The sequence below is a fragment of the Corynebacterium striatum genome (assembly GCF_016728105.1).
In the GTDB taxonomy this organism is placed as follows: Bacteria; Actinomycetota; Actinomycetes; order Mycobacteriales; family Mycobacteriaceae; genus Corynebacterium; species Corynebacterium striatum.
In genome coordinates this window covers 2,471,776-2,485,675 of sequence record NZ_CP068158.1, presented here as the reverse complement: position 1 = coordinate 2,485,675, position 13,900 = coordinate 2,471,776, and the positions used below count along the sequence as shown (strand labels likewise).

12 protein-coding genes are annotated in these 13,900 nt (G+C 59.2%); 3 read left to right on the top strand and 9 right to left on the bottom strand.

Annotated features, from left to right (window positions below; all coding sequences use genetic code 11):
* Nucleotides 1–11: 11 nt before the first annotated feature.
* Together I6I72_RS11600 and I6I72_RS11595 are read left to right on the top strand one after the other, a co-directional pair.
* Nucleotides 12–1,103: a polyprenyl synthetase family protein gene (locus I6I72_RS11600; RefSeq protein WP_049063088.1), complete on the top strand. Its 1,092-nt coding sequence runs from the start codon at nucleotides 12–14 to the stop codon at nucleotides 1,101–1,103.
* Between the two features lie 5 nt (nucleotides 1,104–1,108).
* The gene (locus I6I72_RS11595; protein ID WP_046645212.1) at nucleotides 1,109–2,713 is read left to right on the top strand and encodes an alpha-(1->6)-mannopyranosyltransferase A; all 1,605 of its coding nucleotides are present in this window, start codon (nucleotides 1,109–1,111) and stop codon (nucleotides 2,711–2,713) included.
* Here the strand turns inward: I6I72_RS11595 and I6I72_RS11590 are convergent.
* Nucleotides 2,710–3,177, bottom strand: a complete 468-nt coding sequence (locus I6I72_RS11590; RefSeq protein WP_306592344.1) for an Rv2175c family DNA-binding protein — start codon at nucleotides 3,175–3,177, stop codon at nucleotides 2,710–2,712. The genes I6I72_RS11595 and I6I72_RS11590 overlap by 4 nt on opposite strands.
* Before the next feature lie 29 nt (nucleotides 3,178–3,206).
* Here I6I72_RS11590 and I6I72_RS11585 point away from each other — a divergent pair, with 29 nt between their 5' ends.
* Nucleotides 3,207–4,571 (top strand): protein kinase domain-containing protein, encoded by a 1,365-nt coding sequence (locus I6I72_RS11585; RefSeq protein WP_100087024.1) that lies wholly within the window; start codon nucleotides 3,207–3,209, stop codon nucleotides 4,569–4,571.
* Here I6I72_RS11585 and I6I72_RS11580 read toward each other — a convergent pair.
* From I6I72_RS11580 to I6I72_RS11545, 8 genes are all read right to left on the bottom strand, one after another.
* Entirely contained in the window at nucleotides 4,568–5,956 is a 1,389-nt protein-coding gene (locus I6I72_RS11580; protein WP_049145569.1) for a class II 3-deoxy-7-phosphoheptulonate synthase, read from the bottom strand. The two genes, I6I72_RS11585 and I6I72_RS11580, sit on opposite strands and share 4 nt — an antisense overlap.
* Nucleotides 5,957–6,000: 44 nt before the next feature.
* Entirely contained in the window at nucleotides 6,001–6,510 is a 510-nt protein-coding gene (locus I6I72_RS11575) for a polyadenylate-specific 3'-exoribonuclease AS (RefSeq protein WP_005528677.1), read from the bottom strand.
* Between the two features lie 24 nt (nucleotides 6,511–6,534).
* On the bottom strand, nucleotides 6,535–7,734 hold the full coding sequence (locus tag I6I72_RS11570) for an acyltransferase family protein (protein WP_005528675.1): 1,200 nt from the start codon (nucleotides 7,732–7,734) through the stop codon (nucleotides 6,535–6,537).
* 3 nt (nucleotides 7,735–7,737) lie between these two features.
* A complete protein-coding gene (locus tag I6I72_RS11565) occupies nucleotides 7,738–8,484 on the bottom strand; it encodes a lysophospholipid acyltransferase family protein (RefSeq protein ID WP_005528673.1) in 747 nt (248 codons plus the stop codon).
* 21 nt (nucleotides 8,485–8,505) lie between these two features.
* Complete coding sequence (locus I6I72_RS11560) at nucleotides 8,506–9,459, bottom strand: ROK family protein (protein WP_034656803.1); 954 nt, start codon at nucleotides 9,457–9,459, stop codon at nucleotides 8,506–8,508.
* Between the two features lie 98 nt (nucleotides 9,460–9,557).
* The gene (locus tag I6I72_RS11555; protein ID WP_005528670.1) at nucleotides 9,558–10,685 is read right to left on the bottom strand and encodes a glycosyltransferase family 4 protein; all 1,128 of its coding nucleotides are present in this window, start codon (nucleotides 10,683–10,685) and stop codon (nucleotides 9,558–9,560) included.
* A 10-nt stretch (nucleotides 10,686–10,695) separates the two neighbouring features.
* A complete protein-coding gene (locus tag I6I72_RS11550; protein WP_368917695.1) occupies nucleotides 10,696–11,757 on the bottom strand; it encodes a C40 family peptidase in 1,062 nt (353 codons plus the stop codon).
* A 164-nt stretch (nucleotides 11,758–11,921) separates the two neighbouring features.
* A complete protein-coding gene (locus tag I6I72_RS11545) occupies nucleotides 11,922–12,551 on the bottom strand; it encodes a C40 family peptidase (protein WP_046645209.1) in 630 nt (209 codons plus the stop codon).
* Between the last annotated feature and the right edge of the window lie 1,349 nt (nucleotides 12,552–13,900).

The following is a 13,900-nucleotide window of genomic DNA, read 5'->3' as shown; positions in this document are numbered from 1 at the left end:
ACGTGTGAGGGGTGAAAGACAACAGCATTCCCACCATCGAGCAGTTCCCCGACCTCGCCCGCGAAAAGCTCAGCGAGTTCCTCGCACAGCGTCGCCCCGAGGTTGCAGAAATTGGTGAACCCGTTGTCAACGCAACGAACTTCCTAGAGTCCTTCGTTCTCGATGGCGGCAAGCGCATTCGCCCCACCTACGCGTGGGCTGGCTTCCTCGGCGCGCACGGCCTAGAGAGCGGCGAGGATGCCCAGGCTATGGCCACCGCCGCCTCATCGCTGGAGTTCATCCAGGCGTGCGCGCTTATCCACGATGACATCATCGATTCCTCTGATACCCGGCGCGGAAATCCCACTGTGCATCGCGCCGTCGCAGCACAACACAGGGCCAAGGGCTACCACGGCGATGCCGACTTCTTCGGTCAATCAGTAGCCATCCTGGTTGGCGATCTTGCACTCGCATGGGCCGAAGACATGCTGCAGGGCTCCGGCCTCAGCGGCGCCGCGCTGCATCGCGCTCGCGGCCCATGGTCAGGTATGCGCACCGAGGTCATCGGCGGCCAGATTCTAGACATTTCGCTGGAGGCCGCGGGTTCCGAAGACCTAGCGCTAGCCAACTCGGTCAACCGTTACAAGACGGCCGCGTACACCATCGAGCGACCGCTTCACCTTGGTGCCGCAGTCGCAGGCGCCGAGCCTGCGCTTATCGACGCTTTCCGTGGCTACGGCCGCGACATCGGAATCGCCTTCCAGCTGCGCGATGACCAGCTCGGCGTCTTCGGCGACCCCGCGATCACTGGAAAGCCTGCTGGCGACGATCTGCGCGAAGGCAAGCGCACCGTCCTCCTTTCCTTGGCGCTCCAGCACGCCGACGCGAAGGACCCAGCCGCTGCCAAGACGCTGCGTAGTCTCATCGGCAACACCGAGGATCCCGCTGACATTGCCCGTATGGCGCAAATCATCGAGGACTCCGGCGCCCCAGCGCTGCTTGAAGAGCAAATCACCGCTCTCACCGAGTCAGGGCTGCGCCACCTCCGCGAGGCGCAGGTTGATGCCGACGTCACTCAGACCCTCGAGGCACTGGCCATCAAGGCCACGGCTCGTCGAATGTAGGCAGCATGTCAGTTACATCTCCTGCCTCCCCTGCTCCTCAGACCGCAGGCCCAAAGCACAAGGTGTATAGCCTGCAGCTGCCCAATGCACTACCGGTGGGCATCGTTGCCTCCATCATCTTGATGATTGTCTCCTTCTCCGGCGGCGCTACGCGCAACCGAGGCGGTTTTCTGGAGGCCCTCAACATCGGGTTCTTGGCCTACGGGCACGGCCGCAACGTGGGCATGGTTCTCTACTGGTTCGGCCTCTTTGGCCTCGTCGCTGCATGGATCCTGGCCGGCCGCCAGGTGGTCGCGCCGCAGCTGAAGAATCCTACTCCTGACGGAGGCCTGCGCGAGATCCGTCGCATGCTCGCCGCATGGATCGCTCCACTGCTCTTTGCTGCACCTCTTGCCTCCCGCGACGTCTACTCCTATCTCATGCAAGGCGCCATGGTGCGCGATGGTTTCGATCCCTATACCGAGGGCGCAGCCGTCAACCCGGGACCATTTCTGCTTGAGGTTTCCCATGACTGGCGCAACACCACCACCCCTTATGGCCCGTTGCACTTGTGGACCGCCGAAGGCGTCACGCGCCTAGTGGGCGATAACGTCGCCGCAGGAATCATCGTCTACAAGGCAATCTCCGTCCTCGGCTTTGCCGTCATCGTCTTCGCAATTACCCGCCTGGCCCGCGCCTTAGGCGGCGACCCCGCTTTGGCACTGTGGTTGGGTGTGGCCAATCCGGTAGTTGTCCTTCACCTCATCGGTGGCATGCACAACGAGTCCGTCATGGTGGCCCTCGTGTCCCTGGGCCTGCTTGCCGCGGTACACAAGCGCTTCCACATCGGCCTCATCCTCATCGGCGTGGCCGTGGCGCTCAAGGCAACGGCCATCTTTGCAGCACCCTTCGTAGTGTGGATGATGGTGCTTCACCACGCACCGCGGGAACGCGGCGTCGCCAAACAGGTGCTCGCATTCGTCATCTCTGGAATCGTGGCGTTGGTTGAGGTAGCTCTATCCGTCGCCGTCATTACATGGGTCTCGGGCAGTTCCTGGGGATGGCTCTCCCAAATCAGCGGCAACTCCAAGGTGGTCAATCCCCTCGCCGGCCCTACCTTCGCAGCCGACGTCCTCATCCCGCTTATCCAGGTCTTTAGCCCAGAAACCACATACAACGGTGTACTGGGTATGCTGCGCAGCATCTCGATGGTCTTCATGCTCATCGGTTTGGTCTTAATGTGGTGGCTGGGCCGCGGTTCCATCAACCGCGCCATCGCAGGTACCGCTGGCGCCTACCAGGTCGCGTTCGTGTTCAACTCTGTAACTCTGCCGTGGTACTACGCCTCGGTGTTGACCCTCATGGGCACATTCCGCCCGCCGCTGCTGCTCATCAAGATCACCACGGGCGTCTCGCTATTTATCGGCGTAGCTTTCTCCGGCGACGGAAACCACCAGCTCTACAACTGGTGGTGGGACATCGGCATGGTCGTGGCCGCATGGGCGCTTACGCAGTGGATCTTTGCTGGGCTGCCGGAAAACCTCGGCAGCGGTTTACGGGAGCGGGATCGCGCCGCCAAGCCACGCCCTGTGCTTGACGACGCCCCCGCATCTTCCCCCGAAGCTTCCTAAAAGGCCGAAGCCTGCGCGCGGCGGATGACCTCGCGCGCAAGGTGACCGTGCAGTGCGTCGATGGGTCGGCCCGGAAGGGAATCGTCCTCGGTGAACAGGTGCACGAAGATTTCGTCGTCGTTGAAGCCGCCGTCGGTCAAGACCGTGATGACGCCAGAAACGTACTTGGAAATAACGCCCTTCTCGTTGAAGAAGGAAGCAGGAACGTAGCGGGTGCCTTCGCCGTCGCGCCACGCGATGAACTTGCGTGCGTTGAGCAGGTCGAAGACGCGGGTGATCTGAAGATCAAGCTTGTCCGCCACTTCCTGCAATGTCAGCAACTTCTCATCAGCCAGCAGGGCTGCGATTTGTTGCGTCTTGTCAGCAGGAGAATTGTTCTGCGCGTTGTTTGTCTCTACGTTGTTTGTCCGTGCACTGTTTGTATCTGCATTACTCACAGACACAACCTTAGCTGGATACCACATCTGCGTCCCTATCAGCCATACTGGAATGCATGACAAGGCTGGAAATAGGCGACGTACTCGAAGACCGCTATCGAGTTGATCGGCCAATCGCGCAAGGTGGTATGTCCACCGTGTATCGCTGCGTTGACTTGCGCCTAGGCAGAGCTGTGGCCGCCAAGGTCATGGACGAGCGCTACCAGGACGACCCTGCCTTTGTGAAGCGCTTCGAGCGGGAGGCCCGCGCCATGGCGCAGCTACAGCACCCCAATCTCGTTGCCGTGCATGACTTCTCTTCCGAAGGCGTGCCCATCTACCTCATCATGGAACTCATCACGGGCGGCACGTTGCGCGAGCTGCTCGCCGAGCGCGGACCCATGCCTGCGCATGCGGCTGCCGCCGTGATGCACCCGATGCTCATGGGCCTGGACGAGGTGCACCGCACTGGCCTGGTACACCGCGACATTAAACCGGACAACGTGCTCATTACCTCGCATAACCGGGTGAAGCTCGGTGACTTTGGTCTGGTGCGCTCCGCGGCGGCCGAGCAGGCGTCGAACCAGATCGTCGGTACGGTGTCCTACCTCTCCCCTGAGCAAGTCACGGGCGAGCCGATCACGCCTGCATCCGATGTCTATTCTGCGGGCGTGGTTCTCTTCGAGCTGCTCACCGGCACCGTGCCGTTTAGTGGCGCTACCCCGATGGAGCACGCGACAGCGCGCCTGCACGCGGATGTTCCGGCGCCGTCGTCACGCATTGCCGGGGTGCCGAAGCTTTTCGACGCCCTCGTGGCCACCGCAACCGCTCGTCAAGCCAGCGAACGCTTCGCCGACGCCGGGGAGTTCCTCGACGCTCTTGACGACGTCACACGGGACCTAGATCTGCCGGAGTTCACCGTTCCAGTTCCGCGCAACGCTGCGGCCGCCCGCACAGCTGAACAGCCCACCGACTTCTCGGGAACCGGCGCCACGCACGTCTTTGACGCGACCACCGCTATCGATACTCCCTCTGCAACCCCCGCAGAGCAGCATACAGCCCCTGCCCCAGAGGCAGCGACCGAATACATTCCGCAGACCCCTCCTGCGGATATCCCCCACCGCGCACCGCTGAGTTTTGAAACTCGCGCGGATTTGCCGGCTCCGCCCTTCGTCGCGCCACCAGTTCCACCTGTGGTCCCACGCGGCGCGGAGTATCCAGCACCTAACTATCACGCACAGGCGCCGCTGGAGCCCCAGCCTCAGGGCGCGCTGTCGCACATCGCTGAAGACGAGCCAGCCGAGCGCCCATTAAGCAACCGCAACGTGTTCACACTGCTGCTGTTCTTGGCGTTCGTTGGGCTAGCAACCGTTGCCGTCGCCTTGGGCGGGTGGTGGTTTGGCTCCGGCCAATACGGTTCTATGCCGACGTTCTTCGCCTAGTTACGCAGCATCTCTGCGATGAGGAAGGACAGCTCCAGCGACTGCTGGGTGTTCAAGCGCGGGTCCACTGCGGACTCGTAGCGGCCCGGCAGGTCCACGTCAGTGATGTCCTCTGCGCCGCCCAGGCACTCGGTGACGTCCTCACCCGTGAATTCGAGGTGCACGCCACCTGGATGAGTGCCCAGCTCGCGGTGTACCTCGAAGAAGCCCTGCACCTCGTCCACGATCTTGTCGAAGTGGCGGGTCTTGTAGCCATTCGATGCGGTGAAGGTATTGCCGTGCATTGGGTCGCACTGCCAAACAACCTTGTGGCCGGAGTCCTCCACTGCCTTGACTACTGCCGGAAGCACGGTGCGCACCTTGTCGTGGCCCATGCGGGTGATCATGGTCAAGCGGCCCGGCTCACGGTTCGGGTCGAGCTTCTCTGCGTACTCAACGGCCTGCTCCGGGGTAACGCCCGGGCCGAGCTTGATGCCCACTGGGTTGCCGATGATCGAGGCGAAGTTGACGTGGAAGTCTTCCAAGCCACGGGTGCGCTCACCGATCCACAGCTGGTGTGCGGACAGGTCATAAAGCTTGGTTTCGCCGTTGGAATCGACGCCGAGACGCAGCATGGAACGCTCGTAGTCCTTGAGCAATGCCTCGTGGGAGCAGTAAATCTCCGCCGAGCGCAGCGTCTCATCGGAAACCCCACAAGCATTCATGAAAGCAAGGCCGTTCTCAATCTCATTGGCAAGCGCCTGGTAGCGCGCACCCGCCGAGGAGTTGGCCACGAACTCGCGGTTCCACTCGTGGAGGCGGTACAGGTCAGCGGTGCCGGAAGAGGTCAGCGCACGCACGAGGTTCATCGCTGCGGACGCATTCGCGTATGCACGCACCATGCGGGCTGGGTCGTGACGACGAGCTTCCTCGGTGGGTTCCACACCGTTGACGATGTCGCCACGGTAGTTGAGCAGACCGTTGCCATCGACGTCGGAAGAACGCGGCTTAGCGTACTGGCCGGCAATACGGCCGAGCTTGACCACAGGGGTGGAGGCACCGTAGGTGAGCACCACGGCCATCTGCAGGAGGGTCTTCACGTTGCCGCGGATGTGCGGCTCAGTGTTGGACTCGAAGGTCTCAGCGCAGTCGCCGCCCTGCAAGAGGAATGCTTTACCCAGGGCGACGTCAGCAAGCTTGCGCTTGAGTTCTTCAATCTCTGGGGCCACAACGATCGGTGGAACAGATTCCAGGATCTTGCGAATGTTGTCTGCCTGGGACTGATCCCAGCTGGGCTGCTGCTTCGCATCACGCGCGATGACGTCCTGGAATCGCTCCTCGATGCCTGCTGGCAATGGTGGGAGGTCCGGAAGTGCTTCTTTAGGGATATCTACTGTCCAACTCACATGGCTATTTAACCACTATTAACCTGTCGCGCGTTAGTTAGATGCTAGATAGTGACTTGGTTGGCCCTTCCTAGGGGTAGTACATCCATGCAGGCGCGGAATTTTGCGAGATTGTGGCGGGCGTCGACAAGCGCATCGTGATTGCCCTGCGGAACCGGCGGCAGCTTGGGGCAGCCGGCAAATTCCCAGTACTGCTTGAGTTCGCGCGTAAAACGCGGCATCCGCTTAGGAAGACCGGTCATATCACCCCAGAGCTGGGCCAAGACTACGTGATCATAGGCGCCAACCCAGGCCCACAGTTCCACCGGCGTGGCGTGGGCGGCGAAGAACTCGAGCAGCTCCTCGCGGATGCGCTCGCACGACTTCCATACGGGGTTACTCGGGGAAGGCAACTTGTCTAGGACGTTTTCGCGCACCCAAGCGTTGGCATGGGCGGGGTTGAAGTCCGTGGACACCGCATAATATTCGCTACCATCCTCCCCAACGATGCCGATGGAGACCAGCTCAATGGTCTCTCCATCTTCGATAAATTCGGTGTCATAGAAGTAGCGCACGGGGTCTTATCTTAGTTGCCTTGCCTAGATCTGAATGCGATGGGGTCTCGTGGGCCCTGCGCCCATGCTTAACGACGCCTCATTTTCTGGGTGGTCGCGCCGCGGGGCTGTTTCCACCAGATGCGTAATCGACGGAGGCTTAAGAAGCCATCCAACAATTGGTACTTTGCCCAGCGCCCACAGTGCCAAGGCAGCCAAAACTGCGAAGACAAAGCAGGCGATGAGCCAGAACCGCGTGTTGTCCAGGAGGGTTTGGCCGTCAAGAGAGACAGTGTGCGGGAACCAAGCCATGAAGAAACCGTAGCCGATTGTCAAGCCGATAGGGTGCCCCAGATAGATGGGCAGCGTATGCGAGCCCACGAAGCGCAAGGCGGTAGAGACTTTGGGCAAATGAGAAACCCAAATGGCCATGACAATGCCAAAAGGAACCTCGAGTGTCTGCTCAACAAAGCGGACCATGATGTGGACCTCGTTCGAAGTCAGATATTCCGCACCAGGAAGCGGCCACGGGATAAAGACCTCCTGTGGGTACTCGTCCCAGGCGCGGCGGAACAGGAAACCACCAGCATAAGATGCAATGACTCCCGCGTAGACGAAGAATGTTGTGCGAGTAAAACGGCCTTGGAAAGGGGCCTCTGCCTCTGCTGCGAAACGGGTAATCCAGTCGCGGAAGAAGGCAGCGCCCACGAACACTGGGAGGAACATCATCGCTTTAGCAATGACCGTGTAGTGCGCCTGCCACGCCATAAAGAGCAGGGGTGCAAAACTCAGCAGCAGCGCCAGCCACCCGGGCAGCTTGCGCACGCACCACAAGAAAATATTGAAGAATATCAACGCGTGGATAAACCACGCCATGGTGTGGCCCACCACCATGTTGAAGAGCATCTCGTTGCGGTCAAACAACGGGCTTTCGAAAACCCAATGCAATTCCACACGCTTTACTTGCAGCTCCACCGCCATCCACACGACGTAGGGCACGAGGAAATACCACAGGCGTCGGGCAAAGAGCTGTGGGAAAGTAAAGCTAAAGACCTTGCTAGAAAAATAGCCGCTGACGAGGAAGAACAACGGCAGGCGTAGGGGATCAAGCCACACATTGAAAGCGGCCAGCCGAGTCTCACTGGATTCGGGAACGGTGAGGGTGACATGCAAAAGGACAACGCCTAGGATTGAAATGCCCTTGGCGATGTCCGGCCACGCTAATCGAGGCTGCGAGGGGCTCAATGGCTAGCGTGCCTCCCCAGTTGGTTCGGCCCCAGCGGGGTATCCGTGGCCTGCCTGCAGCGATGCCTTTACGTCCGATGCATATAGGTCCACGTAGGAGCTCTCAGCCAACTCAGCGAGCTCATGCATCACGAAGTCGGTGAAAGCACGAATGGTCTCGTGCTCTTCTGGGTTAAGGCCGCGTTCGGCCGCCCACGCATGCGGATCGATGGGCTTGGCTACTCGCATCCCTACCTTGATGGGTCGCGGGACCCAACTACCAATGGGGTTCGCTTTGCGGGTATCGATCATGGCGATTGGGATGACGGGCTTGCCGGTGGCCATGGCGATTCGCGCCATGCCAGTGCGGCCTTTATAGATGCGCTCATCTGGAGAGCGGGTACCTTCTGGATAGATACCAAAGAGGTCTCCCCTGTCGAGGATCTTCTTGGCAGCTTTAAGCATGGCATCGCCTGCAGCGTCACTGTCGCGTTCTACCGGAACTTGTCCAACGGAACTAAAGAACCAAGCCTGTGCACGGCCAACCACGCCTGGTGTGGTGAAGTATTCGCTCTTGGCCAAGAACGTGATTTGGCGCGGGCACATGAGAGGGAAGAAGAAAGAATCCATCACTGCTTGATGGTTCGAAACAAGGATGGCTGGGCCTTCGGCTGGAATATTATCCATTCCTTCGGTCCATGGGCGGTTCCATACTCGCAGAGCAGGGCCGAAAAAAATGTTCTTAAAGGCCCAGTACCACTTGTTTCGCATCGTGAAGTCCCTGTCGTCTAATTAACCTACGGTGAGCCCATGACGGGCAAGGTCAGCAACGCCAATCATACCCGCGGCTGAACCCAATTCCGCAGTGGCCACGCGGGCCAGTGGGCGATGTCCAGCGCCCACGATCTGTCGTGCCATGTTCTCGCGTGCGCGCTCTAGGTAGAGATCCGCGTCATTGGCGACGCCGCCGCCCACAACGATGAGTTCAGGGTCCAAGACATCTGCCACGATGGACAAGCCTTGTCCCAGCCACGTGCCAAAGTTCTCCATAACGGCCAACCCCAGCGGGTCACCCTCGCGGGCCGCTTGCGTAATCTGCACGCCGGTGGCATTGGCCGGAAGCTTTGTTTCGTACTGTGGGCGCAGTTCCTCGCAGGTGTCTGGCAGTGCGGTGCCCGACGCATAACGCTCCAAGCAGCCGCGCTTGCCGCACGAACATTCACGTCCGCCAGGAACCACGGTGAGGTGGCCGAACTCTGGGGCGGTGCCGAAGGCTCCGCGGTAGATCTTGTCCTCTGTCATGAGCGTGGCACCGATTCCGGTGCCGATTGCGAAGAACACCCAGTCCTTTGCGCCGCGGCCCGCGCCAAAGCGCCACTCGCCCCAGGCTGCCGAGTTTGCGTCGTGTTCAAGACGCACCGGCAGGCCAATCCTTTTGCTCAAGATCTCACGAACGGGCGCATCGCGCCATGGCAAGTGCGGGGCAAAACGCACGGTTTCGCACTCTGGGTCAAGGAATCCCGCGAGAGCCAGCCCCACGGCGGAGATCTCGTGGGTCGCACTGAGTTCCTCGACTGCACGGGCAATGTCATCTTCAAGCTGCGTGGCGACTTTGGCCGTCGGCACGCTCACGGAGTCCACGATCTCGCCATCGGCGTCGATAGCCGCCGCACGAAGGTTGGTGCCGCCAATGTCGAAACCGATGGTGAGACCGGAGTCGACGGCAGGATGGGCGTGTTCAAGCATGCACAAAAGGATATACCCCATGTGGGTTAATGTTCACATTCTGCGCGCCAGTGAAGAATCGATCAAGCGAATACCCCGCAGCCGTTGTATCGCTTTTGCTACTCCTCATCGAGAATTCGGCGAAGACGCTCCCCCATGATCTCCCACGTCCATTCCTGTTCAACATGCATGCGTCCGGCGCGGCCCATGCGATGAGCAAGGGAGGCGTCGCCAAGCAAAGTGCACAATGCCTCGACTAGTTCAGGAACGCTTGAACCATGTACCACGATTCCGCTCTCTGGCGTCACAGTCTCCGGGGCGCCGCCGGAATCACCTGCTACCACCGGGATTCCGGAGGCTTGGGCCTCCAGATAGACAATTCCCAAGCCTTCAACATCAAGCCCTCCGCCGCGGGTGCGTGCAGGCATCGCGAAAACGTCCGCCGCATGCAATGCCTGCTGGAGTTCTTCGGAGTCCTTCGCTTCCCGGATAACTACGTCGGGGGCATAGATGTCAGCCAGTTCACTGAGAGCAGTGCGGTAACGCCCACGGCCAATAATGAGCAATTGGGCATCGGGGAAACGCTGCCGTACCTGCGGAAGCGCACGCAGCAACTGGTCCTGCCCTTTGCGGGGAACAAGGCGGGAAATGCAGGTAATAACTGGTCCTTCAGAAAGGCCAAAATGAGCTCGCGCAGCTTGTTTTGCCGCCGCATCCGCCGGAGAGAAATCCTCGAGGCTCACAGCGGAAGGAAGATGAACCCACCGCGGACCAGGCCCGAAGGGCGCGGTCAAGCGACGCAATGTGTAGTCAGAGATATACGTGATGACATCAGCGTGCCGACCGATTTCGCGCAAGGCTTGGCGCGCGAGAGGCAGCATTGACCACCCCACCTCATGACCGTGCGTCGTCGCGATAACCTTGTGCGCGCCGGCCTCTTTGGCCTCTTTACCCATCAGCGCCAAGGGGGCTGCTGCGCCAAACCACACATTGACGACGCCGTGCTCCCTGACGAGGCGCTGCATCTCCCGCGCAGTTGCGGGAGTCGGAAGCATGACTTTGTGTGGCCACCGCACCACAGTATAGGGCTGGGCAGAGTCGAAAAGCGCGGCGGCTTCTGCGTCCTGGGTGGAGGCAAACACCACGATTTCAGAAGGATCGATCGTGTCAACGAAGTCCCGTAGATAAGACTGAATCCCGCCGATTGTGGGCGGGAAATCATTAGTAACCAGTAGAGTGCGCGCCATGCGCCCTACTCTAGTAGCGCACTGCGCCTTGAACAGGCATAGAGTCCAACGGAACCACCTGGACTGGAACGCCGTAGGTCGAAGCGTGGACGACCTGGCCATCACCGACGTACATACCGACGTGGGTTACACCTGGGTAGTAACCGATAATGTCACCTGGTTGGAGCTGATCAAGCGGCACCTTCGTGCCGCCGGCGAGCTGCGCCTGGGAGGTACGCGGAATGGACTTGCCCATCTGCTGATAACTCCACACCATCAATCCGGAACAGTCGAATGTATCCGGACCTGTTGCTCCCCAACCATAGGGCGCACCGATACGGGTGAGAGCCGCGGCCACTGCCTCTGAGCCGGAGCCATCTGCTAACGCTGCGAGGTCAACGTTCTGAGCACCGAAGCGTCCAACGAAGGCAGCACGTTGCTCCTCGTTCAGGCTATCGACCTGTGCCTCGATGTCCTTCTTCTGTTTCTCGAGCTCTTGCTGTTCTTTCACTAGGCCGTCACGCTTGACCTTGAGATCGGCAGCTTTATCTTGAGCGGCCTTGACTGCGGCAGCGGCCTCCTCCTGCAGAGCGCGCGCTTCCCGCGCGGCTGCAGACTTTTCCAGAAGATGACGTTGTGCGGTGCGGGAAAGTGCGCCCAAGTATCCCATGCGCTCTACAGCCGAGGCTGTGTCAGCTGCATTGAGCGCTGCGGACACAGCGCTACGGGAATCTCCGCGATAACGAGACTGTGCAATGCCGTTGATGCGGCCCTGCTGAGCCGCAACGGCAACTGAAGCATCTTCCGCTGCAGCCTTGGCTTCATCGGCATGCTGCTGGAGGGCTACGACTTCCTTTTCAGCTTCGCTGAGCTGATCTTCGAGCGTTTTCACCTCTTCGCTTTTTGCGGAAACGCGCTGCGCTACTTCCACAACGCGGTCAATGAGCTGCTGCAACTGTTCTGGTTGAGTGTCCTCCACTTCCTGAGCAAAAGCTACAGGCGCAGTGACAGCGCCACAGGCGGCAGAAAAAGCAAGAGCTGCAGCGCAAGCCGCGGTTGCTGTGCGGCGAGCCCGCAAAGTCGAAGAAAGCACGTCGAAATTCCCAAGGCTTAGAAAATATTAAAAGACTGCTTGATGATAGCGCATGGAGCTGCCGATTTCTATACCGGCACGAGTCTCAATAAAACCATAAAAAGACCCTTCTGTTCCATCGAGAGATGGACGAGAAGAGCCTTTAGACCGAAACAGGCGGACGCTTAGAAGCGAACTGCGGAGTGAATCGGCATGTAGTGCAGGGAACGCTCCTGAACCGGGGTACCGGAGTTCAAAGCGTCGATGATGGTGCCGTTGCCGGTGTAGATACCGACGTGAGAGGCGCCAGAGTAATAGACGATGATATCGCCTGGCTGCAGGGCATCAAGGGAGACCTGCTGGCCGCCAGCTGCCTGAGCCTGGGAGGTGCGAGGAATCTCAACGCCTGCCTGACGGTAAGCCCAAGAGGTCAGACCAGAGCAGTCGAATGCGCTAGGGCCTGCCGCACCGTAAACATATGGGGAGCCCATTGCAGAGCGCGCTGCTGCAAGTGCCTTCTGCCCTACAGACTGAACCGGTGCTGCGGCTGGAGCCGGAACAGGAGCCTGTACGGACGCGGCGTAGTTTACGTTTGCCTGCTGCAGGGAAGGAACATACTGCTGAATGTTCGGCACCTGGTTGATGTTCGGGACGTTTTCCAGTCCTGCAACCTCAAAGCGGAAGTCGGTGTTAGGGATAACAACTTCTGCACCCTGTGCGACTGCCGGGACAGCAACGGCTGCGGATGCTGCTGCAACTGCGGTGGTTGCGATACGGCGGGTGTTGATTGCGCCCTGACGACGGTGCTTAGCCACGAAATAAACTCCAAATCTTCCTGCGCGCCTACTTCGATTGCACACGCTCAGTTCAGCAAAGGATGTTTTGCTGGGACTAAAGTGTGCCGCCTCCGAGCGAATCGGATAATCAAAGCTCTGACCCTGGACGGGCCTAGCGTTCGTTGATGTTTCGTTCCTGTAGAAACATCTCCACTCGGCCCCCGGTTCAGGAGGGGCCAGATGCGGCGCTTAAATCTTCAGTTCGTATTGAGTGCCTCGTGTCGGCAACTCAATGTCTCAAGTAGGTTACGAAATCATCACGTCCCGTGTCGAATTTTCCGTCAAAAAAGGACGCTGTTACCGCCCCGTTATCTTCTGTTGACAATTCCGAAATGTTCGCAATAAACGCTCGGGCAACGCTCCCCGTTATCACTTTGAGACAATCTCTCACCTGCGACAATGCCACACTTCGCCACACCCTAAGATTGCGCACATATCATCAAAGATTGAAGCTTCAGATCGTTGAAAAATGTATTTTGTGAGCTTCGACACATGGTCACTAAACGAACTCACACAAGGCGCTAGAACAACAACTTTCACTCTAAACTCGCCCCGAAAACGGCCAAGATCAGCATCCTAAATAGCAGACTTAAATGAGAATCCACGAGCCGTAATCAACGTCAGGTCGGTGCCAGAGAACTCCACACCGCTCGGTTTGACAGTTAGCAACGCCGCTATAGCCGCCTTAGGACGCTGTACCCCGCGCTAACCAAGACACAGTCCCGGAATCACGTGACAAGCCCTTGAAGCCGATTCTAAATGCCATCCCGTGTCATTATCCGCCACAAAGTAAATCTGCGGCGGGCGCACTCCCCTGCTTATTCAGACTCTTCCCTTAACACCTTATATGAGAGCAAACAGCGTAGAGCAGCAAAAGCAAAGCACGCCCACACGGTAGCAGCCTCGTAAGAACTCAAACCCTTCCTATATATAGGACCAAATCTGCACACTGGATTGAGTAGCCGTGCCAGCCATGTACAGAGGCATAACTAGGCAAGAACTGCCGGCGCTTTTCAAAGGCTTCTCTTATTTATCCTCGAAGGGAATTTCCCGACAATTCCTGATTCTCACCACCTGATCGATCCCACAACTTGTCTAGAAGGCTCCTCACTCCAGCAGACAGCGCTTAGGGCGCGCCTAAAGCCATCGTGGCGCCAGAATGCTCCAACGGAGGTAACAGATATTGCACCCCGGTGCCAGCTCCCCTTAACGCCCGCCCCTACACGCCTTGATAGCCGACCAGGGAACCAATCTAGGAAACAACCGCTAGGTCTTCCAACAGGATCGCGAAACCCCCATCTCTACTTCCTATAAAGGAGGAGACGGGG